Source organism: Pseudomonas sp. CYM-20-01 (assembly GCF_023169845.1).
Taxonomy (GTDB): Bacteria; Pseudomonadota; Gammaproteobacteria; order Pseudomonadales; family Pseudomonadaceae; genus Aquipseudomonas; species Aquipseudomonas azotoformans.
In genome coordinates this window covers 648,814-675,299 of sequence record NZ_AP025169.1, presented here as the reverse complement: position 1 = coordinate 675,299, position 26,486 = coordinate 648,814, and the positions used below count along the sequence as shown (strand labels likewise).

Annotated in this window: 22 protein-coding genes; 11 read left to right on the top strand and 11 right to left on the bottom strand. The window is 61.3% G+C overall.

Annotated features, from left to right (window positions below; all coding sequences use genetic code 11):
- Window positions 1-137: 137 nt before the first annotated feature.
- From M2497_RS03015 to pilM, 7 genes are all read right to left on the bottom strand, one after another.
- Window positions 138-1,697 (bottom strand): AAA family ATPase, encoded by a 1,560-nt coding sequence (locus M2497_RS03015; RefSeq protein WP_248485780.1) that lies wholly within the window; start codon window positions 1,695-1,697, stop codon window positions 138-140.
- A gap of 10 nt (window positions 1,698-1,707) precedes the next feature.
- On the bottom strand, window positions 1,708-2,808 hold the full coding sequence (aroB, locus tag M2497_RS03010; protein WP_021492321.1) for a 3-dehydroquinate synthase: 1,101 nt from the start codon (window positions 2,806-2,808) through the stop codon (window positions 1,708-1,710).
- Between the two features lie 125 nt (window positions 2,809-2,933).
- Window positions 2,934-3,452: a shikimate kinase AroK gene (gene aroK / locus M2497_RS03005; protein WP_003187914.1), complete on the bottom strand. Its 519-nt coding sequence runs from the start codon at window positions 3,450-3,452 to the stop codon at window positions 2,934-2,936.
- Between the two features lie 4 nt (window positions 3,453-3,456).
- Window positions 3,457-4,782, bottom strand: coding sequence for a type IV pilus secretin PilQ family protein (locus M2497_RS03000; RefSeq protein WP_248488166.1), 1,326 nt, complete (start codon window positions 4,780-4,782; stop codon window positions 3,457-3,459).
- A gap of 70 nt (window positions 4,783-4,852) precedes the next feature.
- Window positions 4,853-5,818, bottom strand: coding sequence for a pilus assembly protein PilP (locus tag M2497_RS02995; RefSeq protein ID WP_248485779.1), 966 nt, complete (start codon window positions 5,816-5,818; stop codon window positions 4,853-4,855).
- Complete coding sequence (locus M2497_RS02990; protein ID WP_248485778.1) at window positions 5,815-6,369, bottom strand: PilN domain-containing protein; 555 nt, start codon at window positions 6,367-6,369, stop codon at window positions 5,815-5,817. The genes M2497_RS02995 and M2497_RS02990 overlap by 4 nt, the downstream gene beginning before the upstream one ends.
- A complete protein-coding gene (pilM, locus tag M2497_RS02985; protein ID WP_248485777.1) occupies window positions 6,366-7,019 on the bottom strand; it encodes a type IV pilus assembly protein PilM in 654 nt (217 codons plus the stop codon). The genes M2497_RS02990 and pilM overlap by 4 nt, the downstream gene beginning before the upstream one ends.
- A 219-nt stretch (window positions 7,020-7,238) precedes the next feature.
- Between pilM and M2497_RS02980 the strand changes: the two genes are divergently transcribed.
- Entirely contained in the window at window positions 7,239-9,701 is a 2,463-nt protein-coding gene (locus tag M2497_RS02980) for a penicillin-binding protein 1A (RefSeq protein ID WP_071497104.1), read from the top strand.
- 206 nt (window positions 9,702-9,907) lie between these two features.
- Here M2497_RS02980 and M2497_RS02975 read toward each other — a convergent pair whose 3' ends face one another.
- The 3 genes from M2497_RS02975 to rpmE form a co-directional block, all read right to left on the bottom strand.
- Window positions 9,908-11,176 carry a malic enzyme-like NAD(P)-binding protein gene (locus M2497_RS02975; protein ID WP_058423669.1) on the bottom strand — a complete coding sequence of 423 codons (1,269 nt, stop codon included), beginning with the start codon at window positions 11,174-11,176 and terminating at the stop codon, window positions 9,908-9,910.
- Window positions 11,177-11,357: 181 nt separating this feature from the next.
- Window positions 11,358-12,164, bottom strand: coding sequence for a thermonuclease family protein (locus M2497_RS02970; RefSeq protein WP_248485776.1), 807 nt, complete (start codon window positions 12,162-12,164; stop codon window positions 11,358-11,360).
- Window positions 12,165-12,178: 14 nt separating this feature from the next.
- Window positions 12,179-12,412 carry a 50S ribosomal protein L31 gene (rpmE, locus tag M2497_RS02965; RefSeq protein WP_005784030.1) on the bottom strand — a complete coding sequence of 78 codons (234 nt, stop codon included), beginning with the start codon at window positions 12,410-12,412 and terminating at the stop codon, window positions 12,179-12,181.
- A 215-nt stretch (window positions 12,413-12,627) separates the two neighbouring features.
- Here rpmE and M2497_RS02960 point away from each other — a divergent pair, with 215 nt between their 5' ends.
- The 10 genes from M2497_RS02960 (at window position 12,628) to M2497_RS02915 (ending at window position 25,428) form a co-directional block, all read left to right on the top strand.
- A complete protein-coding gene (locus M2497_RS02960) occupies window positions 12,628-14,847 on the top strand; it encodes a primosomal protein N' (RefSeq protein WP_248485775.1) in 2,220 nt (739 codons plus the stop codon).
- A gap of 110 nt (window positions 14,848-14,957) precedes the next feature.
- Window positions 14,958-16,694 carry an arginine--tRNA ligase gene (argS, locus tag M2497_RS02955; protein WP_248485774.1) on the top strand — a complete coding sequence of 579 codons (1,737 nt, stop codon included), beginning with the start codon at window positions 14,958-14,960 and terminating at the stop codon, window positions 16,692-16,694.
- A 1-nt stretch (window position 16,695) separates the two neighbouring features.
- Complete coding sequence (locus M2497_RS02950; RefSeq protein WP_025858692.1) at window positions 16,696-17,397, top strand: SPOR domain-containing protein; 702 nt, start codon at window positions 16,696-16,698, stop codon at window positions 17,395-17,397.
- 258 nt (window positions 17,398-17,655) lie between these two features.
- On the top strand, window positions 17,656-18,186 hold the full coding sequence (gene hslV / locus M2497_RS02945; RefSeq protein ID WP_010563201.1) for an ATP-dependent protease subunit HslV: 531 nt from the start codon (window positions 17,656-17,658) through the stop codon (window positions 18,184-18,186).
- A 37-nt stretch (window positions 18,187-18,223) separates the two neighbouring features.
- Window positions 18,224-19,561, top strand: a complete 1,338-nt coding sequence (hslU, locus tag M2497_RS02940; protein WP_248485773.1) for an ATP-dependent protease ATPase subunit HslU — start codon at window positions 18,224-18,226, stop codon at window positions 19,559-19,561.
- A gap of 148 nt (window positions 19,562-19,709) precedes the next feature.
- Entirely contained in the window at window positions 19,710-20,087 is a 378-nt protein-coding gene (locus tag M2497_RS02935; protein WP_248485772.1) for a DUF971 domain-containing protein, read from the top strand.
- A 249-nt stretch (window positions 20,088-20,336) separates the two neighbouring features.
- Complete coding sequence (gene phaC / locus M2497_RS02930; protein ID WP_071492375.1) at window positions 20,337-22,016, top strand: class II poly(R)-hydroxyalkanoic acid synthase; 1,680 nt, start codon at window positions 20,337-20,339, stop codon at window positions 22,014-22,016.
- Between the two features lie 146 nt (window positions 22,017-22,162).
- Window positions 22,163-23,008: a poly(3-hydroxyalkanoate) depolymerase gene (phaZ, locus tag M2497_RS02925; protein ID WP_016979176.1), complete on the top strand. Its 846-nt coding sequence runs from the start codon at window positions 22,163-22,165 to the stop codon at window positions 23,006-23,008.
- An 89-nt stretch (window positions 23,009-23,097) separates the two neighbouring features.
- Window positions 23,098-24,780, top strand: a complete 1,683-nt coding sequence (phaC, locus tag M2497_RS02920) for a class II poly(R)-hydroxyalkanoic acid synthase (protein ID WP_248485771.1) — start codon at window positions 23,098-23,100, stop codon at window positions 24,778-24,780.
- A 27-nt stretch (window positions 24,781-24,807) separates the two neighbouring features.
- Window positions 24,808-25,428, top strand: coding sequence for a TetR/AcrR family transcriptional regulator (locus M2497_RS02915; RefSeq protein ID WP_248485770.1), 621 nt, complete (start codon window positions 24,808-24,810; stop codon window positions 25,426-25,428).
- A gap of 37 nt (window positions 25,429-25,465) precedes the next feature.
- On the opposite strand, the gene M2497_RS02910 is transcribed toward M2497_RS02915, so the two are convergent.
- Window positions 25,466-26,161 (bottom strand): response regulator transcription factor, encoded by a 696-nt coding sequence (locus M2497_RS02910; protein WP_248485769.1) that lies wholly within the window; start codon window positions 26,159-26,161, stop codon window positions 25,466-25,468.
- Between the last annotated feature and the right edge of the window lie 325 nt (window positions 26,162-26,486).

Here is a 26,486-nt window from a genome sequence, read left to right as displayed (position 1 = left end):
ACTTTTTTAATTCTGACCGCTACGACTCAAAAGCCACTGTGACGCAGACACCACAAAGCGCGCGGCCTTCAGGGCTGCACGCTGTTGTAGTTTTTTTGAGGTGCCGGGAGGGCGGCCTGGGTAAGGCCGCCTGATCTTCAGCGAGTTGTTGCGAGTTCTTGTTGAACGCTGGCAACAGTGCGAGGCCAAGGTTTACCAGCCTGAACCTTCGCTGGCAAGGCCTTGATGGCAGAATCAGCCGCTGCACGGCTGGAAAAACTGCCATAGGTGATCACGTAGAGAGGCTTGCCGTTGAGCACTTTCTTGAAATAACGGTACTCGCCGCCCTGCTCTTTCACGAACGCCTGGGCGTTGGCTTCAGAGCTGGTGCCGAGGATCTGCACCACGAAGTTACCGGAAGGCTGGCTGCCGTACCAACCGCTACCCGCAGCACCGGCCTTGGCAACGGTGGCAGCTGGTTTTTCAGCGGGCTTGGCGGCCGGGGCTGGCGCTGGCTTGGCGGCTGGCGCAGGCGCGACCGGCTTGGTCACGGGCGCTGGCTTGGCGGTTGCAACAGTCGGTGCCGGCGTTGGTTTTGCCGCTGGCTGACCGGCTGGCACGCCAGCAGGTGGTGCTGTGGTTGTGACGGTCGGCGGTGTGGCGCTGGAACCTTCCACCGGCACGCCGTCGTCGCCTTCGGAAATGCCACCGGCTTCTTCGGCGAGCGGGCCACGCATGACAGGCTGGCCGACCATCGGCAGGTTGGTCGGCTGGCCGGAATTGGCGAACTCAACATTTGGCGTGGGTTTGCCCAGTGGCAATTGCGCCTGCTCGGTTGGCGCACCGGCGGTGGTCGGCGCCTTGCTGCGACCCGGAATCAACCAGGCGGCGGCAACAGCGACCACAACAACGGCGGAAATAGCCAATACGTGTTTCTTAGGCATAGTGAACCCCATCTTTGGACGCTTGACCGCAGAGCGGCTGGCAATCATGGCTTCGATCATGGCATCGCGGGCAACCTGGTTGATGGTGCCAGGCCAGCCGTCGGAGCTTTCGTGAATATCAGAGATCTGTTGAGCGGAGAAAAGTTCGATGCCCGCCCCCGCGCCTTCCAGGCGTTGAGCCAGGTATTCGCGGGTTTCTTCCTCTTCGTACGGCTGCAACTCGATGACGTGGAACAGCTCTTGTTCGCCGCTGATCTGCTCAAGGTCGGCGATCAACGACGACTCGCCGAACAGGAACACGTGCGGGCGACCTTCCGGCGTACCCGCCGCCAGCGCCAGCAGCGCTTCAAGCGCGGATTCGTCAAGCTGCTCGGCGTCATCCACCAGCAGGTAGACTTCCTGGCCGGTCAGGCCCAGTTGCACGACCTGCTTGAGAATCGCGTTCGGCTCGGCTGTAGCCACATCCAGGGCCTGCGCAACCTGGCGCAATACGCCAGCCGCATCACCGGCACCACGGGCCGACACCACCACGCTCTGTACCGATTGCTTGTTGGTGCTGGCCACCAGGGCCTGGCGCAACAGCGTCTTGCCGCTGCCCAACGGCCCCGTCACCACCAGCAGCAGTTGGCTGTAGCGCGCGAGGTGGTGCAGCTGGCCGAGCACAGGCTTGCGCTGGGCCGGGAAAAATTTGAAACCAGGCACCCGTGGAGCAAAGGGGTCGTGGCTTAACTGGTAATGGCCGAGGAACGCCTCGTCGGCATGCAAACTAGTCATCGGGATCTTATTAACCTTTAAGCTGGGCCAGGGCGCGGTAATCCGCTCCCAGCGTGGCCTGTAAAATCTCTTTCGGATAATCGTCGGTCACCACCGCTTCGCCCATGTGGCGCAGCAGCACCAGTCGCAGTCGACCGTCGATCACTTTCTTGTCTATCGCCATATGTTCGAGGAAGTCCGCCTCGGTCATTTCCTCAGGCGGAATGACTGGCAAACCGGCGCGCTGGAATAGGCGAATGCCCCGGTCACGCTCCTGGGCACTGATCCAGCCCAGGCGCTGCGACATCTCCAATGCCATCACAGTACCAGCCGCCACGGCTTCCCCATGCAACCACACACCATAGCCCATGTGCGTTTCGATCGCATGGCCGAAGGTGTGGCCCAGGTTCAAGGTGGCCCGTACGCCGGACTCCCGTTCGTCGGCATTCACCACCAGCGCCTTGGCGGCGCAGGAGCGGGAAATGGCTTCGGTGAGTGCCGCCTGGTCCAGATTGCGCAGGGCGTCGACGTGCTCTTCCAGCCACGTCAGGAACGGCTCGTCGCAGATCAGCCCGTACTTGATGACTTCTGCCAGGCCCGCCGACAGCTCGCGCGGCGGCAGGGTGTTGAGGGTGGCGGTATCAATCAGCACGGCTTGGGGCTGGTAGAACGCGCCGACCATGTTCTTGCCCAGTGGGTGGTTGATGCCGGTCTTGCCGCCCACCGACGAATCGACTTGAGACAGCAGGGTGGTCGGCACCTGGATAAAGTCCACGCCACGCTGGTAGCAGGCCGCTGCAAAGCCGGCCATGTCGCCGATCACACCGCCGCCCAGGGCGATCACGGTGGTGCGGCGGTCATGGCGTGCAGTCAGCAGGCCATCAAAGATCAGTTGCAGGGTTTCCCAGTTCTTGTGGGCCTCGCCGTCGGGCAGGATCACAGAAATAACGGAGTACGCCGCGAGGCTGCGGCTCAGACGCTCAAGATACAGCGGCGCGACCGTTTCATTGGAGATGATCGCCACTTGCCGCCCGGCAATATGCGGTGCGAGCAACTCGGGCTGGTCCAGCAGACCTTCGCCAATATGGATCGGGTAGCTGCGCTCGCCTAGATCGACCTTAAGTGTCTGCATGTGTCCCCGCGTTGAAGATGTATTGACGACCGGCAACGTCAAACGCTGACGTCGCCTGATGGCTCTACGCCACACCTTGGGAGGTGTTGGCGCGCCGCCGAGAATAGCGCATTTCGGGCCTGGCTTTAACGGGGTGGCAGCCGTTGCAGGCGCTCAAGAATGTCGAGGACCACCATCCGAGGTGGCCGCTCATCGGTTTCTACCACCAGATCGGCGATTTCCCGATACAGCGGATCACGCAATGCGAGCAGGTCCCGCAAGGTCTTCGCCGGGTCGGCAGTGCGCAGCAACGGGCGATTGCGATCGCGGGCAGTGCGGCCCACCTGCTGCTCGACCGATGCATGCAGATAGACCACCCGACCACCGGCATGCAGCGCCCGACGGTTTTCATCGCGCATCACTGCGCCGCCGCCAGTGGCCAATACCACACCATCGCAGCCGCACAGCTCGGCGATCATCGCCTGCTCGCGGTCACGAAAGCCCAGTTCGCCTTCCTTATCGAAGATCCATGGGATATTGGCGCCCGTGCGCAATTCAATTTCCTTGTCGGAATCTTTGAACGGCAGGCGCAGCTCTTTGGCCAGCAAACGGCCGATGGTGCTTTTTCCAGCCCCCATCGGTCCTACAAGAATCAAATTTCGCACAGAATCAACGACTCACAGCAATCGCCTGGTTATTCATAATACGCGGAGTCAGGAATACCAGCAGCTCGGATTTTTTCTCCGCCAGCACATCGCGCCGGAAAAGGCGGCCAAGATACGGCACATCGCCCAAAAATGGCACTTTATCTACCACTTTGCTTTGGGTAGTGGAGAAAACCCCGCCAATGACGATGGTCTCGCCATCCTTGACCAGCACCTTGGCGTTAACCTCGTTTTTCTTGATCGGCGGCACATCGTTGAGTTTGTTCAGGTAGTCGGGCTCATCCTTGGTGACTTTCACCTCCATGATCACGCGGTCGTCAGGGGTGATTTGCGGGGTGACCTCCAGCGACAGCGAGGCTTCCTTGAACGACACCGAGGTCGCGCCGCTGGAGCTGGATTCCTGGTAGGGAATCTCGGTGCCCTTGAGGATGCGTGCGGTTTCCTTGTCGGAAGTGACCACCTTGGGTTGCGAGACGATTTCGCCGTTGCCGGTTTTCTCCATGGCGGTGAGCTCCAGGTCCAGCAGCAGGTTGTCGGTGATAAAGGCGATGCCCAGGCCCGATGAGCCGGTGAGTGACCCCAAGTCCACAAAAGGTGAACTGGGTGGGTTTTCCGCAGGCTCCGCGCCATCCGCCAGAGGCTTCGGAATACCGCCGGCGCCCCAGTTGCCGCGAGTGAGCCGCCCACCCCAGCGAGCGCCCAGGCTTTTGTCGTAATCGACATTGGCCTCGACAATCCGCGCCTCGATCATCACCTGGCGCACCGGCACATCCAACTGCGCCACGATCCTGCGCAGCTCCTCCAGCCGCTCGCCAGTCTGATAGGCGATGATGTTGTTGGTGCGATCATCCACCGCCACCGAGCCACGCTCGTCGGTGACGCCCTCAAGGCCCGTGACTGACTGAAACAACTTGGCCAGGTCCGCCGCCTTGGCGTAATTGACCTGCAACAGCTCCCGACGCAACGGCGCCAGTTCAGCCATTTGCTTGCGCGATTCCAGGGTCAGCAGCTCACGCGCCGCCAACTCCTCGGCCGGCGCGACCAGCAATACACCGGCCTTTACCCGCTTATCCAGGCCCTTGGCTTGCAGCACCAGGTCCAACGCCTGATCCCAGGGCACATCCTTGAGGCGCAGGGTAATCGAGCCCTGCACATCGTCGCTGGCTACCAGATTGAGGCCCGCTACATCGGCAATCTGTTGCAGCGCGGTGCGCAACTCGATGCTCTGGAAGTTAAGGTTCAGCTTATCGCCGGTGTAGGCGCCCGACGTGGCATTGCCAGGCGGTGGCAACTGGATCAGGTCTAGACGATTGGGCACAGCAATAGCCATCGGCGCCGTGAACGCTATCCATAGCGCTACACCGAAGGACGAGAAAATCCTTTTCATTGATTCGATTCCGTTATGAGTTGACGTTTAACACCAGGGTTCGCGGGCGCTCCAGCCATGCCCCCTGACCATCGGGAAACAGCTCGACCAGCTCTATGTAACGCTCATCGATGGCCGTGACCCGGCCATGGTCCGGCCCCAGGTAGTCACCGACCGCCAGGCGATGCACCGTGGAGGCCGCACGCAGCAAGGCGAAGACCTGCGACCCGCGGGACAGCGTGCCGACCATTTCGAACTGGTCCAACGCAAGGCTTTCCAGGGCTGCGCGTGGCCGGGCGAGGTCTGGCGCACGCGCGGGCCGCCCAGGCAGGTGATCGACCTGAACGGCAAGCCGTTGAAAAGGGTCGCGCAGCCCGGAAGCCGCGTAGACAAAGAGTTGCCCCTGGCGGGCCTGACCACCTCCCCCGCCGCCCGGCTGCCAATAGGTCTTGACCAGCACATCAAGGCGTAGCAGCTTGCCATCCCGTCGCAGGACAACATCATGCACCGTCGCAATTCGCGCCAGACCACCCAAGCTACTCAGGAACGTCGCCAGGTCGTGGTAAGCCCCTGCCACGCCGACCTGTACCGGCTGCTCGTGATAGTACGGCTGAGACTGTTCGTCCGATGGCGTGACACTCTCGACCACCAGACCATTGGCCACTGCCAAGTGCGCGATGTCTTCCAGCAAGCCGGGCATTTCGGATTTCCCCGGCAACGCCCGGAAAAGCTCATCCGCTTTCGCCTGCATTAATTGGAACTGCTGCACGCGCGCCTCAAGGGTGGCAGCCAGGGCCGTCTTTTCAGCGACTTGCTGTTGCAGGGCTACTTCCCGCACCTCAACCTGATGCAACCGTTGCCGCGACGGGCTCAGGCACACAAGGTCACCCACCACAAATATCAGGCTCGCCAGCGCACAGCCCAACAGGGCCTTGCCAGGTAGGGGCCATTTTGCAGCGTTGTGAGTGAGTGCAGAAAGATTGAGCCTCAACGGGCTCAAGGTTGCGCCTCGGCGGGCTCGCCCTGTCGCACCATCAACTGGAATTCATTGTTGCCGCGCGCACCTTCGGTGCGCACCTGTTGCAACCGCGTGGAATGGGCGCCTTTTGCGGCCTCCAGGCGACGCATCAGTTGGGCGATATCCTGGCTGGATTCGGCACTGCCGCTGATACTCACCGTATCGCCCTTCGCCACCACTTCATGCAGATGCACACCATCGGGTACTGCGCGCGCCAACTGATCCAACAATTGCGCGCCGGACGAGCGGGAGTCGTGCAGGTCCTGCACAACCTTCATGCGCTGTGCCAACTGCTGGCTTTGCTCCTGCAGGTCGTCGATGGTCCTGATGCGCGAATCGAGGCCGGTGATTTGCTTGCCCAGATGGTCATTACGGGTCACTTGCCGGTCAATGGCCTGGTCGATCACCTGGTCCGCCAGCCACACAGCCGCAAGCGCCGCGCAGGCGAACGCCAGCAAACACGCCAGCAGGTACTTGCGTCGCCGCTCCGCCAGCGCCTGGCGCCAAGGCAAAAGGTTGATTCGTGTCTTCAAGCGAAACTCCTCAGGGCCAACCCGCAAGCAATTCCCATCCCCTGGGCGTCCACGGCCCATTGTGCACCATCGACTCGATGGCTCGGCGTGAAGCTGGCGAAATCCTGACTGCAAGCGCGCGCCAATGCAAACGCTTCGACATCGATCACCCTCGGCACCAGCCCGGCCAGCGCCAGAACCGCCTCCCGTGCCTCGACATGTTCCTTCAGGCACGCCGCCAGCAGCACCTCGACACGACCTGGGTCCAGGGCGGTAGGCCCGCGCACTTGAAAGTCGATGGCCACGTCATCCAATGGATAAGGAATGTACTGGTCTGCCTCCATCTGGATCATCCAGGCCATCTCATCGTCAGTCAGCCCCGCCTCCATCTCGATCATGCGCGTGATCACCGAAGGTCCGGACACCGCAGCGGCAGCGCCACGGACCGACGTCGCCAACCGTGACAATGCACTGCGCAAGGTGCGTCCCACGCCTTCGAGATCCAGGAATGTGCCGTCGACCACCGAGCGTATCGGCAATGCCTGGGTGACGTAGCCGCGAATGTTGTAACCAGAGGTTGAACGGCCCAGCTCCACCAGCCGGATTGCCGTGTCATTGATGTCGACGCCCAGCAAGGTGTCGAGTTTTCCCGTGAAAAATCCTTTTCCCATAAAACTCCCTAAAGCTTTGCCTGTCATACCGCCTGATTGCCGCCGGGCGTCATGCATTCGGTCGACTTGTTGAGCAGGTGCGAATGACGCCCCAAGTCGAAAAATGCTTTAATGCCCAGCGTTTTTTGCCGCTTTATTATCTGCAGCTCGGGTCGATCCATCGTTTGCCATGCCAGCCCCGACGCCTAACCCATTCTTTTCTCTGGAAATCCAAAAGCCTTGATTCGTCTGCTGAAGTTTTTCGGGTACTCCATTGTCGCCATCGTTTGCGGGCTGCTGCTCGTGCTCAGCGGGGCCTACCTCTACCTTAGTCCGGGTTTGCCCTCCGTAGAGGCCCTCAGAAGTATCCAGTTGCAGATTCCTTTACGGGTCTACAGCAGCGATGAAAAACTGATCGCGGAGTTCGGCGAAATGCGCCGCACACCGATCCGTTTTGCCGATATTCCACCCAATTTCATCAGCGCCCTGCTCTCGGCCGAAGACGATAATTTTGCCAACCACTATGGTGTCGACCCCAGCAGCCTGGTGCGTGCGGCCACACAACTAGTAAAAAGCGGACACATTCAATCGGGCGGCAGCACCATCACCATGCAGGTGGCGAAGAACTTCTTCCTCACCAGCGAGCGCAGCTTTTCGCGCAAGGCCACCGAGATCCTCCTGGCGTTGCAGATCGAACGCCAGTTGACCAAGGATGAGATCCTTGAGCTGTACGTGAACAAGATCTACCTGGGCAACCGCGCCTACGGGATCGAGGCGGCCTCGCAGGTCTACTATGGCAAGTCCATCCGTGACGCCAGCCTGGCGCAGATGGCCATGATCGCCGGCCTGCCCAAGGCGCCATCACGCTTCAACCCGCTGGCCAACCCGGCGCGCAGCAAAGAGCGCCGCGACTGGATCCTGGGACGCATGTACAAGCTGGGCAAGATCGACCAGGCCGCTTACGAAAGCGCCATCGCCGAGCCGTTGAACGCCAGCTACCACGTACCAACCCCGGAAGTGAACGCCCCTTACATCGCCGAAATGGCCCGCGCCGAGATGGTCGGCCGCTATGGCAGCGAGGCGTATACCGAAGGTTTCCGCGTGACTACCACCGTGCCGAGCGACTTGCAGGACATCGCCAATAATTCGGTGCATTCCGGCCTGATCACCTACGACCAGCGTCACGGCTACCGCGGCCCCGAATCACGCCTGCCGGGCAAGACCCTGAGTGCCTGGACCACCGAACTGGGCAAACAACGTGCGATCAGCGGCCTGGAGCCGGCCATCGTCACCCAGGTCAAGAAAGATGGCGTACAGGTCCTGACCCGCACCGGCGAAGCCCATGTGGCGTGGGACAGCATGAAATGGGCGCGCCCGTTCCTGAACACCAACAGCATGGGCCCGATGCCCAAGCAGCCGTCGGACGTAGCGCAGGTAGGTGACTTAATCCGCGTGCAACGTCAGAAGGACGACAGCCTCAAGTTCAGCCAGGTGCCGTTGGCCCAGGGCGCACTGGTGTCGCTGGACCCACAGAACGGCGCAATCCGCGCCCTGGTCGGTGGTTTCGCGTTCGAGCAGAGCAACTACAACCGCGCCACCCAAGCCAAGCGCCAACCGGGCTCGAGCTTCAAGCCGTTCATCTACAGTGCCGCGCTGGACAACGGCTACACCGCCGCCAGCCTGGTCAACGATGCGCCGATCGTGTTTGTCGACGAGTACCTGGACAAGGTCTGGCGCCCGAAGAACGACACCAACACCTTCCTTGGCCCGATCCGCATCCGCGAAGCGCTGTACAAGTCGCGTAACCTGGTGTCGATCCGCTTGCTGCAGGCAATGGGCGTGGGCAAGACCATCGATTACATGACGCGCTTCGGTTTCGCCAAGTCAGACCTGCCGCCCAACCTCTCCCTGGCCCTGGGCACTGCGACCCTCACACCGATGGAAATCGCCACCGGCTGGAGCACCTTTGCCAACGGCGGGTACAAGATCACGCCGTACCTGATCGACAAGATCGAAAGCCGCAACGGCGACACCCTGTTCACCGCCAACCCGCCACGCGTGCCAGGCGACGTGGTCAACGGCGTGGCCGCCACCGATGGGCTGGCAGCGCCGAGCAATGGCGGTATCACCATCGAGCCGACCCCAGGCACCACGCCAGCCGCCAACGGTACCCCGGCGGAGCCACAGGCGCCGGCAGTTGCCGAGCGTATTGTCGACGGCCGTACCACTTATATTCTCAACAGCATCCTGGAAGATGTGATCAAGAAGGGTACCGGCCGCCGCGCTCTGGCGCTGAACCGGCCGGACATCGCCGGCAAGACCGGTACCACCAACGAATCCAAGGATGCCTGGTTCTCCGGCTACAACGCCGACTACGTGACCACCGTGTGGACCGGCTATGACCAGCCGGAAAGCCTGGGCCGCCGCGAGTTCGGTGGCACCGTCGCGCTGCCGATCTGGATGAGCTACATGGGCGCAGCCTTGAAGGACAAGCCGCCGCACACCCAGCCGGAGCCGGAAGGCATCCTCAGCCTGCGCATCGACCCGATCAGTGGCCGTGCAGCGTCGCCAAGCACGCCGAACGCGTACTTCGAACTGTTCAAGAGCGAAGACACGCCGCCGTCGGTCAACGAACTGGGCAATGGCGTTGCACCGGGTAGCCCGCTGCCGGCAGATGAAGCGGCGCCGATCGATCTGTTCTAGTGAGATTTATGGCCTGAAACAGATTCAATGTGGGAGCGGGCTTGCCCGCGATTGCGGTGTGTCAGGCGCCACATGAGCTGATTGATCCATCGCTATCGCGGGCAAGCCCGCTCCCACACTTGGGTCTCCACAAGGCCCAAGTGAATCGCCACAAAAAAGCCCCGACTCGCGAGAGCCGGGGCTTTTTGTTGGTGTGCTACAACGGCTTAGCCGTTGAACACATCATCCACGCTTTGCAGCGGGTAGTGCTTCGGATACGGCAGGGTGGCCACGCCGGTCTCGATGGCGGCTTTGGCCACGGCATCGGAGATCAGGGTGATCAGGCGCTTGTCCATTGGTTTCGGGATGATGTACTCACGACCGAATTCCAGCTTGGCGCCACCGTAGGCGTCGCACACGTCCTGAGGCACCGGCAGCTTGGCCAGTTCACGCAGGGCATTGGCGGCAGCCACTTTCATCTCTTCGTTGATGCGCTTGGCGCGAACGTCCAGGGCACCACGGAAGATGAACGGGAAGCCCAGTACGTTGTTGACCTGGTTCGGGTAGTCCGAACGACCGGTGGCCATGATCACGTCGTTGCGGGTGGCGTGCGCCAGTTCCGGCGAGATCTCCGGGTCCGGGTTGGAGCAGGCGAACACGATCGGGTTGGCCGCCATGGATTTGAGGCCTTCGGCGCTCAGCAGGTTCGGGCCGGAGAGGCCGACGAACACGTCTGCACCGTCGAGGGCGTCAGCCAGGGTGCGCTTGTCGGTGGCGTGGGCAAACATCGCCTTGTACTGGTTCAGGTCGGTACGCTCGGACTGGACCACGCCCTTGCTGTCGACCATGAAGATGTTTTCCAGCTTGGCGCCCATGCTCACCAGCAACTTCATGCAGGAGATGGCCGCAGCGCCGGCGCCCAGGCAGACGATCTGTGCGTCAGCCAGGGTCTTGCCAGCGATTTCCAGGGCGTTGATCATGCCGGCGGCGGTTACGATCGCGGTGCCGTGCTGGTCATCGTGGAATACCGGAATGTCGCACTGTTCGATCAGGGCCTTTTCGATCTCGAAGCACTCAGGTGCCTTGATGTCTTCCAGGTTGATGCCACCGAAAGTGATGGAAATGCGCTTGACCGTGTCGATGAACGCCTGCGGGCTTTCGGAGTCGACTTCGATGTCGAAAACGTCGATGCCGGCAAAGCGCTTGAACAGCACGCCTTTACCTTCCATGACTGGCTTGGAAGCCAATGGGCCGAGGTTACCCAGGCCGAGAATCGCGGTGCCATCGGAAATCACTGCAACCAGGTTGCCTTTGCCGGTGTACTTGTACGCCAGTTCGGGGTCGCGGGCGATTTCACGTACGGGCTCGGCAACACCAGGGCTGTAGGCCAGCGACAGGTCGCGGGCGGTGGCAGTGGCCTTGGTGAGCTCTACACTCAGCTTTCCTGGACGAGGATGGGCATGATATTCGAGAGCGGCAGTTTTCAAATCAGACATATCGGCATTCCGCTTTTACTGTTGGTCGACGGACCGCCGAGGATACGCGTGTCGCAAAGTCCCTACAAGACTGGGTAGTCACAGGTGTCAAGGCCCCAAAGCGCCGTACTTTGGTCTAAGGCCACGGGATACAAGGGCTTAACTGTTCACAATCGAATAAAAAAATGTCTACAATTTTTTATTAATCAGTCGATTTGAGCATGCTGAGGTCGGTCAGTGGCAGCAACCAACGTGCCTGACCGTTTTTCCGGCCACCCCGTTTGGATCGATCCTGCACCCAGCCACGGGCTTCGATTGTCCTGCCTTGCAGACCACTGAGCAATGCGGAGTCGAAGTGGCGAGTGAGTTCGGGTGCAATGCGTAATACCAGTGAGCCCTGCAATTCGATCCAGATTCCGCCGCGATTGCGTTCGATCTTGCTCACTCGGCCGCTGACCAAGGCGAAGCCGGACTGCTTGAGTTGTGCCACGCTTAGCACGGGTGATTTGCGCCACAGGCCCAATCGCGCCTGACGGGCGCTGTTTTCAGCAGCCTGCTGACAGGTGACCAGATCGACGTTGGGCGCGACGCCCACTTGGAACCCCAGCCCCTCGGCCAGCAGTTGCGCCTCAAGGTTCTCGCCATCAGCGCCGTAAAGGTGGGCCAAGGTACGGCCGTAACGGTCTTTGCTCTCGCGCCCCAATACCAAGCCAACCCGGCCGCCACTGGCCTCAACCAACGCCTGCAAACGCTGGCGGGCCGCAACGGCATAGGGCTCGTCGGAGCGGCCTTTCTTGCCGGTTTCAGGCGCATTGAGGCCGATCATCCGCAGACTGCGGCCATCCTTCAGGCGCACGGTGTCGCCATCCACCACACGCTGCACATCCACCCGGGCCAGGGCGGCCGGTGCGGGGCAAAACACGTCGGCCTGTGCGACTGAAGGCCAAATCCCAGGCACAAAAAAGGCGCCCACAAGGGACGCCTTTTTCAACAGCTGGCAAAAGCCCATAAGGCTTTTGAGCCTTACTCTGCTGGAGTAGCAGCAGGCTTCTTGCCGAAAGCACCAAAGCGATCTGCGAAGCGCTGTACACGGCCGCCGGTGTCCAGAGTTTTCTGCTTACCGGTGTAGAACGGGTGGCACTCGTTGCATACGTCAGTACCCAGTGGCTTGCACAGGTTCGAACGGGTTTCGAACTTGTTGCCGCAGCTGCAGGTGACTTCGATGGTTTCGTACGCTGGATGGATATCGGCTTTCATGGCACTTCCTCGGGCTAGCGTGCCGCCACTCGACACTATTGTCGAATACCGCACGTAATTAGGCCGCGGATTCTACCAGACCTTTTCAATCGCGCAAGCCGCACATCCGGCTGAAAACCTCCTTTCATCAGAAAACCGTGGCATACCCAAGCCCTCCCCTGTCTGCTAGGCTCCCGCCCCTGCGCCACCGCCTGCCTTTATATGAGACTCCCCGCGTGCCCGACGCCATTCTGCGCCTAGCCCTGCCCTCGCCCCTGCGCCGCCTGTTCGATTACCGGGCGCCGGCCGGCGTACTGCGGGCGCAGTTGCAACCGGGCATGCGTGTGCGCGTGCCGTTCGGGCGCCGAGAGATGATCGGCATTCTGGTTGAAGTCACCGATCACAGCGAAGTACCGGCCGAGAAGCTCAAGCCCGCGCTGGCCATCCTCGACGCCACCCCACCACTGCCGCCCGCGCTGTTCAAGCTGTGCCTGTGGACCGCCCAGTATTACCAGCACAGCCTGGGCGACACCTTGAGCTGGGCGTTGCCGGTGCTGCTGCGCCAGGGCGAACTGGCCGAAGCGCGCCAGGAACGCTTCTGGTCGATGGTGCCCGGCGCGCGCCTCGACGACCCGCGTATCGCCCGCGCGCCGCGCCAGCGCGAGGCCCTGGCCACGCTGGCGCAGCATCCCCATGGCGTGGCGCATCAGCTGCTGAGCAAGCTGATGCTGAGCAAAGACAGCCTCGACCTGCTGCTCGCCAAAGGCCTGGTGCAGGTGGAAATTCGCAAGCACGCCCCCGACGCCCGCCACGAACACTGGCTGGCCCAGCCGGAATTGCCGCTGAACCCCGAGCAACGCGCCGCCTACGAGGCGATTCGCGCAGGCTTCGACAGCTTCCACGCGTTCCTGCTGGCCGGCGTCACGGGCAGCGGCAAGACCGAAGTCTATTTGCAGTTGATCCGCGAGACCCTGCAAGCCGGCAAACAGGCGCTGGTGCTGATCCCCGAGATCAACCTCGGCCCGCAGACCCTGGCGCGCTTCGAGCAGCGTTTCAATGCGCGCATCGCCCTGGTGCACTCGGCGGTCAACGACCGCGAGCGCCTGGAGTCATGGCTGGCGGCGCGGGACGGCGAGGCCGACATTATTATCGGCACCCGTTCGGCGCTGTTCACCCCGATGAAAAACCCCGGGCTGATCATCATCGACGAGGAACACGACGGCTCTTATAAACAGCAGGAAGGCCTGCGCTACCACGCCCGCGACCTGGCGCTGGTGCGCGCGCGCCAGGAAGACATCCCGATTGTGCTGGGCTCGGCCACGCCGTCCCTGGAAAGCCTGCACAACGCCTACACCGGTCGTTACGGCCTCCTACGCCTCAACGAGCGGGCGGGCGGTGCCAAGCAACCACGTTTCCTGCGCCTGGACGTCAAAAGCCGCCCGCTGGACAGCGGCATTTCCGGGCCGATGCAACAAGCCATCGGCCAGACCCTCGCCGCCGGTCAACAGGTGCTGGTGTTCCTCAATCGCCGGGGTTTTGCGCCGACCCTGCTGTGCCATGACTGCGGCTGGATGTCCGAGTGCGAACGCTGCGACGCACGCATGACTGTGCACCAGCGCCACGGCGAACTGCGCTGCCACCACTGCGGCCATGTGGAGCGGGTGCCACGCCATTGCCCGCAGTGCGGCAAAGTCGACCTGCGACCGGTAGGCGCAGGCACCGAGCGCGCCGAAGAGCGCCTGGGCATCCTGTTCCCGGATTACCCGGTGCTGCGGGTGGACCGCGACAGCACGTCGCGCAAAGACGCGATGAACCAGCTGTTCGCCACCATCCAGAAAGGCCAGCCGTGCATCCTCATCGGCACGCAGATGCTTGCCAAGGGACATCACTTTCCACGGGTGACCCTGGTGTCGATCCTCGATGCGGACGGCGGGCTGTTCTCCGGGGATTTCCGCGCCAGCGAGCGCATGGCGCAGTTGATCGTACAGGTCGCGGGCCGTGCGGGCCGTGCCGAGGAGCCTGGCCGGGTGATTATCCAGACGCACCTGGCCGACCATCCGCTGCTGATCCAACTGACCGAGCAAGGCTACTTCGCCTTCGCCGAACAGGCCCTGAGCGAACGTCGCGCCGCCGGCCTGCCGCCGTTTTCCCACCTTGCATTACTGCGCGCCGAGGCGCACAAACCAGGGCAGGCCGAGAGCTTCCTGGATGAAGCGTGCAGCGCCGCCGAACGTTTGCTGGGCGAACTGGGTCTGAGCGGCATCGAACTGCTCGGCCCGGTGCCTGCACCCATGGAGCGCCGTGCCGGGCGCTATCGCGCTCAGCTACTTTTGCAGGCAACCTCCCGTGCGCCGCTGCACCGCCTATTAAGTAGCTGGTTGCTTGCCCTGGAGCAAATGCCCAGCGGCCGGCAAGTGCGATGGTCGTTGGACGTAGACCCGGTAGATTTGTATTAACCCTGGCCACAGGTCCCGCGAAGGTTGGCAAGCCCGCCCTCGCCACGGATAATGCCCAGTTTTTCCACCTGCGCATCGCGCGCCGCCGCTTGCGGTCGAAAGAGAACACCATGAAAGACACCATTCGCCAGCTGATCCAACAAGCCCTCACCCAACTCGTCAACGAAGGTGTGTTGCCTGAAGGCCTGTCGCCGGCGATCCAGGTGGAAAACACCCGCGACAAGACCCACGGTGACTTCGCCAGCAACATTGCGATGATGCTGTCCAAGCCGGCCGGCATGAAACCGCGCGACCTGGCGGAAAAAATCATCGCCGCGCTGCCTGCCGACGAAAGCGTCACCAAGGCCGAAATCGCCGGCCCCGGTTTTATCAACTTCTTCCAGAATACCCAGGCCCTTGCTTCGCGCCTGGATGCAGCCCTGGCCGACGCCAGGATCGGCGTGCGCAAGGCCGGCCCACTGCAGCGCGTGGTCATCGACCTGTCGGCACCGAACCTGGCCAAAGAGATGCACGTGGGCCACCTGCGCTCCACTATCATCGGCGACGGCGTGGCACGGGTGCTAGAGTTCCTCGGCGACACCGTGGTCCGCCAGAACCACGTGGGCGACTGGGGCACCCAGTTCGGCATGCTGATGGCTTACCTGCAAGAGAACCCGATCACCAGCAACGAGCTGTCGGACCTGGAAAACTTCTACCGCGCCGCCAAGAAGCGCTTCGACGAATCCGAAGAGTTCGCCGACCGCGCCCGTGGCCTGGTGGTCAAGCTGCAAGCCGGCGATCAGGAATGCCTGGCGCTGTGGAACCGCTTCCGTGAGATCTCGCTGTCGCACTGCCAGGAAATCTACGAGCTGCTCAACGTCAAGCTGACCATGGCCGACGTGATGGGCGAAAGCGCCTACAACGACGACCTGATCAACGTGGTCAACGACCTCAAGGCCAAAGGCCTGCTGGTGGAAAGCAACGGCGCGCAGTGCGTGTTCCTCGAAGAGTTCAAGACCGCCGATGGCGAGCCGCTGCCGGTGATCATCGTCAAGGCCGATGGCGGCTACCTGTATGCCACCACCGACCTGGCGGCCGTGCGCTACCGCAGTGGCGTGCTCAAGGCGGACCGTGCGCTGTATTTCGTCGACCAGCGCCAGGCCCTGCACTTCCAACAAGTCTTCGAAGTGGCGCGTCGAGCAGGTTTTGTCACCCACCCGATGCACATGGAGCACATGGGCTTCGGCACCATGAACGGCGCCGATGGCCGTCCGTTCAAGACCCGTGACGGCGGCACCGTGAAGCTGATCGACCTGCTGACCGAAGCCCAGGAACGTGCCTACAACCTGGTGAAGGAAAAGAACCCGGAGTTGGCCGAGGCCGACCTGCGCAACATCGCCCGCGTGGTGGGTATTGGCGCGGTGAAATATGCCGACCTGTCCAAGCACCGCACCAGCGACTACAGCTTCAACTTCGAGCTGATGCTCAATTTCGAAGGCAACACCGCACCGTACCTGCTGTACGCCTACACCCGTGTGGCCGGCGTGTTCCGCAAGCTGGGCAAGGACTTCAGCGAAGTTGAAGGGCACATCGTGCTGGACGCCCCGCACGAGCAGGAACTGGCTGCCAAGCTGGCGCAATTCGGCGAAGTGCTGAACAGCGTCGGTGAGAAAGGTACGCCGCACATCCTGTGCACCTACCTGTATGAAGTCGCCGGCCTGTTCTCCAGCTTCTATGAGAACTGCCCGATCCTGACCGCCGACGACGAAGCCCAGAAGCAAAGCCGCCTGCGCCTCGCCGCCCTGGCCGGACGGACCCTCAAGCAAGGCCTGGAACTGTTGGGCCTGGAAACACTGGAGCGTATGTAAGTTGGCTGCCAAGAAAAAACCAGCACCCAAGCGCGGCGCCAGCCGCTACCAGGCCCCGGCGAAGAAGCCGATCCCGGGCTGGTTGTGGATGGCGATCGGCCTCACCGTCGGCGCGTTTATCGTGTTCCTGATGAAACTGGATCCGGGCAAGGGCGATGACGTCAAACGGGTCAAGCAGGAGCAGCAGAAGGCTACGAAAATGGCCGAAGCCAACAAGACTGCGCCGAGCCCGACCGCTCCGGTGAAGCCGAAGTACGACTTCTACACACTGTTGCCCGAATCGGAAGTGATCGTGCCGCCGGACGCCGTGCCGGAGAAAACCCTGCCGACGCCGCAAGTGCCGACCACCCCGGTCACCCCGGCGGAAGCCGCGAAGATCGACACGGCGCGTGCCCAGGCCGCATTGGCCGGGATCACCCCGCCGCCGGCACCGCCGGTGGCCGAGACCAAGGCCGCGCCAGTGACCAAGTTCTTCCTGCAAGCGGGCTCGTTCCCCAAACAGGCGGATGCGGACCGCGTGCGGGCGCAGATCATTCTGCTGGGCCAGTCGGTGACGGTGGAGTCTGGCACGGTGAAGGATGCGACCTGGTATCGCGTACTGGTGGGTCCGTTCAGCAACCGTGAACAACTGACTGTAGCGCAGAAGCAACTGGCTGGTGCGGGCTTTAGCAACCTGTTGTTACAACAACGCCAGAGCCGCTGATTCAAGCTCAACACCGATCAGAATGTGGGAGGGGGCTTGCCCCCGATAGCAGTAGATCAGTCAACATTTTCGGTGACTGACACACTGCCATCGGGGGCAAGCCCCCTCCCACATTTGGTTTTGCAGCTTTCTGGAGTGGGTGTCAGACCCGTGACCACCACTCGTCCGCCATACCCCCCTACGGTTGAAATCCCCCCCGCCACCCCCATATGAGTTTCCATCAGGGCATTTTCGCCCCGCTGCGTGGAGACTCTCCCCTTGACCACCATCGTTTCAGTACGTCGCCACGGCAAAGTCGTCATGGGCGGCGACGGCCAGGTTTCCCTGGGTAATACCGTGATGAAAGGCAACGCCAAGAAAGTGCGTCGCCTGTACCACGGCCAGGTTCTCGCGGGCTTTGCCGGCGCTACCGCCGACGCCTTCACCCTGTTCGAACGTTTCGAAGGCCAGTTGGAAAAACACCAGGGCCACCTCGTGCGCGCCGCAGTCGAACTCGCCAAAGAATGGCGCACCGACCGCTCCCTCAGCCGCCTGGAAGCCATGCTGGCCGTCGCCAACAAAGACGCGTCCCTGATCATCACCGGCAACGGCGATGTGGTTGAGCCCGAACATGGCCTGATCGCCATGGGTTCCGGCGGTGGCTACGCCCAGGCGGCAGCCAGCGCACTGTTGAAGAAAACCGACCTGTCGGCCCGCGAAATCGTCGAGACTGCCCTGGGCATCGCCGGCGATATCTGCGTGTTCACCAACCACAACTTCACCATTGAGGAGCAGGACCTCGCCGAGTAAGCCGTAGGCTTATTCCCGCTTGAGGCCGCCAAACATTATGTCCATGACTCCCCGCGAAATCGTCCATGAACTCAACCGCCATATCATCGGCCAGGACGATGCCAAGCGCGCCGTAGCCATCGCGCTGCGTAACCGCTGGCGCCGGATGCAACTGCCCGAAGAACTGCGCGTTGAAGTAACGCCAAAGAACATCCTGATGATCGGCCCGACCGGCGTCGGCAAAACCGAGATCGCCCGTCGCCTGGCCAAGCTGGCCAACGCGCCGTTCATCAAGGTAGAAGCCACCAAGTTCACCGAAGTAGGCTATGTGGGCCGTGATGTCGAGTCGATCATTCGTGACCTGGCCGACGCAGCCCTGAAAATGCTGCGCGAACAGGAAATGACCAAGGTCAGCCATCGCGCCGAAGACGCCGCCGAAGAACGCATCCTCGACGCCTTGCTGCCACCGGCACGCATGGGCTTCAACGAAGACGCCGCACCGGCCTCGGACTCCAACACCCGCCAGCTGTTCCGCAAGCGCCTGCGTGAAGGCCAGCTGGACGACAAGGAAATCGAGATCGAAGTCGCTGAAGTGTCCGGCGTCGACATCTCAGCTCCGCCTGGCATGGAAGAAATGACCAGCCAATTGCAGAACCTGTTCGCCAACATGGGCAAGGGAAAGAAGAAAAGCCGCAAGCTCAAGGTGAAGGAAGCGCTGAAACTGGTGCGCGACGAAGAAGCCGGGCGCCTGGTGAATGAGGAAGAACTCAAGGCCAAGGCCCTGGAGGCGGTCGAGCAGCACGGCATCGTGTTTATCGACGAGATCGACAAGGTGGCCAAGCGCGGTAACTCCGGCGGCGTCGATGTGTCCCGTGAAGGCGTACAGCGCGACCTGCTGCCGCTGATCGAAGGTTGCACCGTGAACACCAAGCTGGGCATGGTCAAGACCGACCACATCCTGTTTATCGCCTCCGGTGCGTTCCACCTGAGCAAGCCAAGCGACCTGGTGCCGGAGCTGCAAGGCCGCCTGCCGATTCGCGTGGAGCTCAAGGCGCTGACCCCGGGCGACTTCGAACGTATCCTCAGCGAACCGCACGCGTCCCTCACCGAGCAGTACCGTGAACTGCTGAAAACCGAAGGTCTGGGCATCGAGTTCCAGCCAGACGGCATCAAGCGCCTGGCGGAGATCGCGTGGCAGGTCAACGAGAAGACCGAGAATATCGGTGCGCGTCGCCTGCACACCTTGCTGGAGCGGCTGCTGGAGGAAGTGTCCTTCAGTGCTGGCGACCTGGCTGGGGCGCAGAATGGCGACGTGATCAAGATTGACGCTGAATACGTCAACAGCCACTTGGGCGAATTGGCGCAGAACGAAGACTTGTCGCGCTACATTCTGTAAGCCTCACTCAGAACTGCTTTGCTTTATTGTGGGAGGGGGCTTGCCCCCGATAGCGGTGTATCAGTACCAGATGGGCTGACTGACACACTGCTATCGGGGGCAAGCCCCCTCCCACATTTTGATGTCGGTTCGTTCAGGATGATCATCAATGACCAAATTTCCTACTGCAGTAAACCTGCACAAAACCTCCAACACCCTCAGCCTCACTTACGGGCCCGACGAGGTGTACCAGCTTCCTGCCGAACTGCTGCGCACCCACTCGCCTTCCGCCGAGGTCCAGGGCCACGGTAAGCCGATCCTGCAATTCGGCAAGCTCCACGTGAAGTTGGTCAAGATCGAACCGGCCGGCCAGTACGCACTGAAACTGACCTTCGACGATGGGCATGACAGCGGACTGTTCACCTGGGACTACCTCTACCAGTTGGCCGTGCGTCAGGACGCACTGTGGGCCGACTATCTTGCCGAACTCAAAGCCGCCGGCAAAACCCGCGACCCGAGCCAGTCGGTCGTACGGCTGATGCTCTAGCTCAGGCCTCTTGCTCTTTAGAGCGCATTTTCTAATTTCATCTGCTTGAATGCCCTGTCGCGTGGCCAACGATTGGCCCGCTTGCGAAAAAAATTAAACTCGGGTAACCAATGGAACTGGCAAGTTCCCTGCATTTGACGATGCGGTATCAACGGTCACCCGAGTCGCAGTACCAGGCTTGAGTTGTGTATCGAAACTGGGTGCGCAGCGGTCCCCGGTACTCGTCTTTCGGACAATGGAGCGTCGTAGATGAGTAACAAGAACAACGATGACTTGAAACGCCAGGCCTCGGAAAACACTCTGGGGCTCAACCCGATCATCGCGTTACGTAAAAAGGATTTACTCGCTTCGGCGAAGATGGTGCTGACCCAAGCCATCAAGCAACCGTTGCACAGCGTCAAGCACGTCGCCCATTTTGGCGTCGAACTGAAGAATGTGATGTTTGGCAAATCCGCGCTGGTGCCGGAAAGCGATGACCGTCGTTTCACCGACCCGGCCTGGAGCCAGAACCCGCTCTACAAGCGCTACCTGCAAACCTACCTGGCGTGGCGCAAGGAACTGCACGACTGGATCGGCGACAGCAACCTGTCGGAACAGGACATCAGCCGCGGCCACTTCGTGATCAACCTGATGACCGAAGCCATGGCGCCTACCAACAGCGCGGCCAACCCGGCGGCGGTCAAGCGTTTCTTTGAAACCGGCGGCAAGAGCCTGCTCGACGGCCTGTCCCACCTGGCCAAGGACATGGTGCACAACGGCGGCATGCCCAGCCAGGTCAACATGGGTGCCTTTGAAGTAGGCAAGACCCTGGGCACCACCGAAGGCGCGGTGGTGTTTCGCAATGACGTGCTGGAGTTGATCCAGTACAAGCCGATCACCGAACAGGTGCACGAACGCCCGCTGCTGGTGGTGCCGCCGCAGATCAACAAATTCTATGTATTCGACCTGAGCCCGGAGAAGAGCCTGGCGCGCTTTTGCCTGCGCAATGGCCAGCAGACGTTCATTGTCAGCTGGCGCAACCCGACCAAGGCCCAGCGCGAATGGGGCCTGTCGACCTATATCGAAGCGCTGAAAGAAGCCGTCGATGTGGTCACCGCGATCACCGGCAGCAAAGACGTGAATATGCTCGGCGCCTGCTCCGGCGGCATCACCTGCACCGCCCTCTTGGGCCATTACGCGGCGCTGGGGGAGAAGAAGGTCAACGCCCTGACCCTGCTGGTGAGCGTGCTGGACACCACGCTGGACACCCAAGTGGCGCTGTTCGTCGACGAGCAGACCCTGGAGGCGGCCAAGCGCCATTCCTACCAGGCCGGCGTGCTCGAAGGCCGCGATATGGCCAAGGTTTTCGCCTGGATGCGCCCCAACGACCTGATCTGGAACTACTGGGTGAACAACTACCTGCTGGGCAACGAGCCGCCGGTGTTCGACATCCTGTTCTGGAACAATGACACCACGCGCTTGCCGGCAGCGTTCCATGGCGACCTGATCGAGCTGTTCAAAAACAACCCATTGGTACGCGCCAACGCCCTGGAAGTGTGCGGCACGCCCATCGACCTCAAGCAGGTCACCGCCGATATCTATTCACTGGCCGGCACCAACGACCACATCACGCCGTGGCAATCCTGCTACAAGTCGGCGCAGCTGTTTGGTGGCAAGGTCGAGTTCGTGCTGTCCAGCAGCGGGCATATCCAGAGCATCCTCAACCCGCCGGGCAACCCCAAGGCGCGCTACCAGACCAGCGATGGCCTGGCGGGCAAGCCGCTTGAGTGGCAGGAGAATGCGACCAAGCATACGGATTCGTGGTGGCTGCATTGGCAGGCATGGCAGGCGGAGCGAGCGGGTAAGTTGAAGAAAGCGCCGACGAGTTTGGGGAATAAAACCTATGCCGCAGCAGAGGCGGCGCCAGGCACCTACGTACACGAACGCTAAATTGAAATGCATTCAAATGTGGGAGGGGGCTTGCCCCCGATGGCTGACTGTCCGTTGATACAACTGTAACTGACACACCGCTATCGGGGGCAAGCCCCCTCCCACATTGACCGCATTCCGGCTGTAACACTTCACAGGGTTTGAGCATGCCGCAACCGTTCATCTTCCGTACCATCGACCTGGATGGCCAGACCATCCGCACGGCGGTACGCCCCGGCAAGCCTCACTTGACGCCGTTGCTGATCTTCAATGGCATCGGCGCCAACCTTGAGCTGGTGTTTCCGTTCGTCCAGGCACTGGACCCGGACCTGGAAGTGATCGCCTTCGACGTGCCCGGCGTCGGCGGTTCGTCGACGCCCAATCGGCCGTACCGCTTTCCCGGTTTGGCCAAACTCACCGCGCGTATGCTCGATTACCTGGACTATGGCCAGGTGAATGCGGTGGGCGTGTCCTGGGGCGGCGCGCTGGCGCAGCAGTTTGCCTATGACTACCCGGAGCGGTGCAAGAAGTTGATCCTCGCAGCCACGGCGGCGGGTGCGGTGATGGTGCCGGGCAAGCCGAAGGTACTGTGGCTGATGGCCAGCCCGCGCCGCTACATCCAGCCGTCCCACGTGGTGCGCATCGCGCCGATGATCTACGGCGGTTCGTTCCGCCGCGATTCGAAACTGGCCGCCGAACACGCCAGCAAAGTGCGTTCGGCCGGCAAGCTCGGCTACTACTGGCAACTGTTCGCCGGGTTGGGCTGGACCAGCATCCACTGGCTGCACAAGATCCGCCAGCCCACCCTGGTGCTGGCGGGGGACGATGACCCGCTGATCCCGCTGATCAACATGCGCATGCTCGCCTGGCGCATTCCCAATGCACAGTTGCACATCATCGATGACGGCCACCTGTTCCTGATCACCCGGGCCGAAGCCGTGGCGCCGATCATCATGAAGTTTCTTGAAGAGGAGCGCATGCGCGCGGTGATTCATCCGCGACCGGCCGTGTAAGGACCACACTGCCGCGCAACTTGCCAGGAACCGACTATGGTTCTGAATTGGCGTGCCCGTTTGATGGCTTGACGAAGGAGTGTTGGCTCATGCGAGAAAGACCCGTGACGAACCCGGCGCCCACACCCGCCGCGTTCATCAACGCGCAAAATGCGATCACCGGCCTGCGCGGCCGGGATTTGCTGTCGACGCTGCGCAGCGTGGCTGCCCATGGCTTGCGCAACCCGGTGCATACCGTTCGGCATGCCTGGGCGCTGAGCGGGCAACTGGGGCGCGTGCTGCTCGGTGAAACCGTGCACGAACCCAACCCCAACGACAGCCGCTTCAACGACCCCACCTGGAAGCTAAATCCCCTGTACCGGCGCAGCCTGCAGGCCTATTTGAGCTGGCAGAAGCAGACACGCCACTGGATCGATGACAGCACCCTCAGCGCCGATGACCGAGCCCGTGCGCACTTTGCCTTCTCGTTGCTCAACGATGCGGTCTCGCCGTCCAACACCTTGCTCAACCCGTTGGCGATCAAGGAGCTGCTCAACTCCGGCGGCAACAGCGTGGTGCGCGGGGTGAGCAACCTGTTCGAGGACCTGCTGCACAACAATGGCCTGCCGCGCCAAGTCAGCAAGCACGCCTTCGAAGTGGGCAAGACGGTCGCCACCACCCCTGGCTCAGTGGTGTTTCGCAATGAGCTGCTGGAGCTGATCCAGTACAAGCCCATGAGCGAAAAACAGTATGCCAAGCCGCTGCTGGTGGTGCCGCCGCAGATCAACAAGTACTACATCTTCGACCTGAGCCCGGCCAACAGCTTTGTGCAGTACGCCCTGAAAAACGGCCTGCAGACCTTCATGGTCAGCTGGCGCAACCCGGATGTGCGGCATCGCGAATGGGGCCTCTCCACCTATGTCGCCGCGCTGGAGGAAGCGCTTAACGTCTGCCGCGCGATCACTGGCGCCCGCGAGGTCAACCTGATGGGCGCCTGCGCCGGCGGCCTGACCATCGCCGCGCTGCAAGGCCACCTGCAAGCCAAGCGCCAGCTGCGCCGCATCTCCAGCGCGAGCTACCTGGTGAGCCTGCTGGACAGCCAGATCGACAGCCCCGCCACCCTGTTCGCCGACGAGCAGACCCTGGAAGCCGCCAAGCGCCGCTCCTACCAGCAAGGCGTGCTCGACGGCCGTGACATGGCCAAGGTGTTCGCCTGGATGCGCCCCAATGACCTGATCTGGAACTACTGGATCAACAATTACCTGCTGGGCAAGGAACCGCCGGCCTTCGATATCCTGTACTGGAACAATGACAACACGCGCCTGCCCGCCGCCCTGCATGGCGACCTGCTGGACTTCTTCAAGCACAACCCGCTGAGCCATCCCGGCGGCCTGGAAGTCTGTGGCACGCCCATCGATTTGCAGAAGGTCACAGTGGACAGTTTCAGCGTGGCCGGCATCAACGACCACATCACGCCGTGGGATGCGGTGTACCGCTCCACCCAATTGCTGGGCGGTGAGCGGCGCTTCGTGCTGTCCAACAGCGGGCATATCCAGAGCATTCTCAACCCGCCGGGCAACCCCAAGGCCAACTACGTCGAGAACCTCAAGCTGAGCAGCGACCCACGTGCCTGGTACTACGACGCCGACCATGTCGAAGGCAGCTGGTGGCCGCGGTGGCTGGAGTGGATCCAGCAGCGTTCCGGCGTGCAAAGCGAAACCCTCACCGCCCTGGGCAACCAGAATTACCCACCGATGGAAGCGGCACCGGGCACTTACGTGCGCGTACGCTGAGCTCAACGATCACATTAAGAAGACTGGATGAAGACCCGCGACCGTATCCTTGAATGTGCCCTGCAATTGTTCAACCAGAAGGGCGAACCCAACGTGTCGACCATGGAGGTGGCCAATGAAATGGGGATCAGCCCCGGCAACCTCTACTACCATTTCCATGGCAAGGAGCCCTTGGTGCTCGGGCTGTTCGAGCGCTTCCAGAATGAACTGACGCCCTTGCTCGACCCACCGGCAGACGCGCAACTGGAACCACAGGATTACTGGCTGTTCCTGCACCTGATCGTCGAGCGCATGGCGCATTACCGGTTCCTGTTCCAGGACCTGTCAAACCTGGCGGGACGCCTGCCGAAATTGGCCAAGGGCATCCGCAACCTGCTCACGGCGCTAAAGCGCACCCTGGCGTCCCTGCTCGCGCGATTGAAGGCCGCCGGCCAGTTGGCCAGCGACACCCAGGCACTGGGGCAATTGGTGGAACAGATCACCATGACCTTGCTGTTCTCCCTGGATTACCAGCGCATTCTCGACCGGGAGGGCGAAGTGCGAGTGGCGGTCTACCAGGTCATGATGCTGGTCGCGCCGCACTTGTTGTCGCCGGCGCGACAGGCTATTGAACAATTAGCGCTAAGTTACCTGGATAACGCGAATTAACTTTCGAACGCAAGAAAACTTTCTTACAGCCTTTTCACTATTCAAGTACGTCAAACTGCTGAGTAAACTTGAAAAGTTCACTGTCGGTCTTGATACCCAACTTCCGATAGGCTGATTGCTTCTGCGTGCTGATCGTACTCGCGCTGCGCGAAAACTTTGCCGCAATTGAACTCACTGACATCCCATCGAGGAAACAGCGCAATACTTCTTGCTCCTTGGGTGTGAGGCTGGTGTTCAGCCGTAATGAACTTGATGGGTCCATTTTCGATTTCATGTTGCCCATCTCAGAAACAGGCTGCATGCCCTGGATGGCCGACAGCATACAAGGCTGCAAGTAGATACGGCCTTGGGCGACCGTTCGGATAGCCGTGATTAACTCCGTCAGTTTCTGGGTCTTGCCCAAAACTCCCCAACTGCCCGCCTTCAACGCCAATGAAACGGTCGCCGGGGTGTAGTGCGAGGATACGACAATCGGCCTGCATTGCCTGAAGCGTCGGCTCAACGTCTGGATCAAGCCAAGGCCGTCCAGGTCGGAAGGGCCGAGGATGAAGTCCATCACCACCACATCCGCAGGCCTCAGCGCCAAAGCCTCCAGCAACTCCTTGCCCGTGCCGAAAGAGCCGATCACCGCAAGGTCTGCCTCATTGCCCAACCCCAGTTCGATCCCCTGTCGAACCATCTCATGATCATCAAGCAACATGATGGTGTGCATATTGGATGTAGAAGTAGGCATCAAGAAACCCGCTCAAGTGATTACCGCTCATTACGAACATTCTCTCTTTAGTTCGAGCACGGTATATCCCAGCCACACGCAGGTATCAACACGCAACAATAATAAGTCCTTTTCTTTCAGCTGCGTCTTACATCCACCTCTTACAAAAAAAGTAAATACAACTACTTTGAATCAGCCAGGAGATTTTCGAATAATCACGAGGCAAATCTAGAGACTTCTCTATAGGCAACATACTCTTTCCACGACACATTATGTGCTCCGCCACTTGGATAAAACCCGGTGCAGCGATCGCTGCCTGTGGCGGATCAAAAAGATAATTCACGAA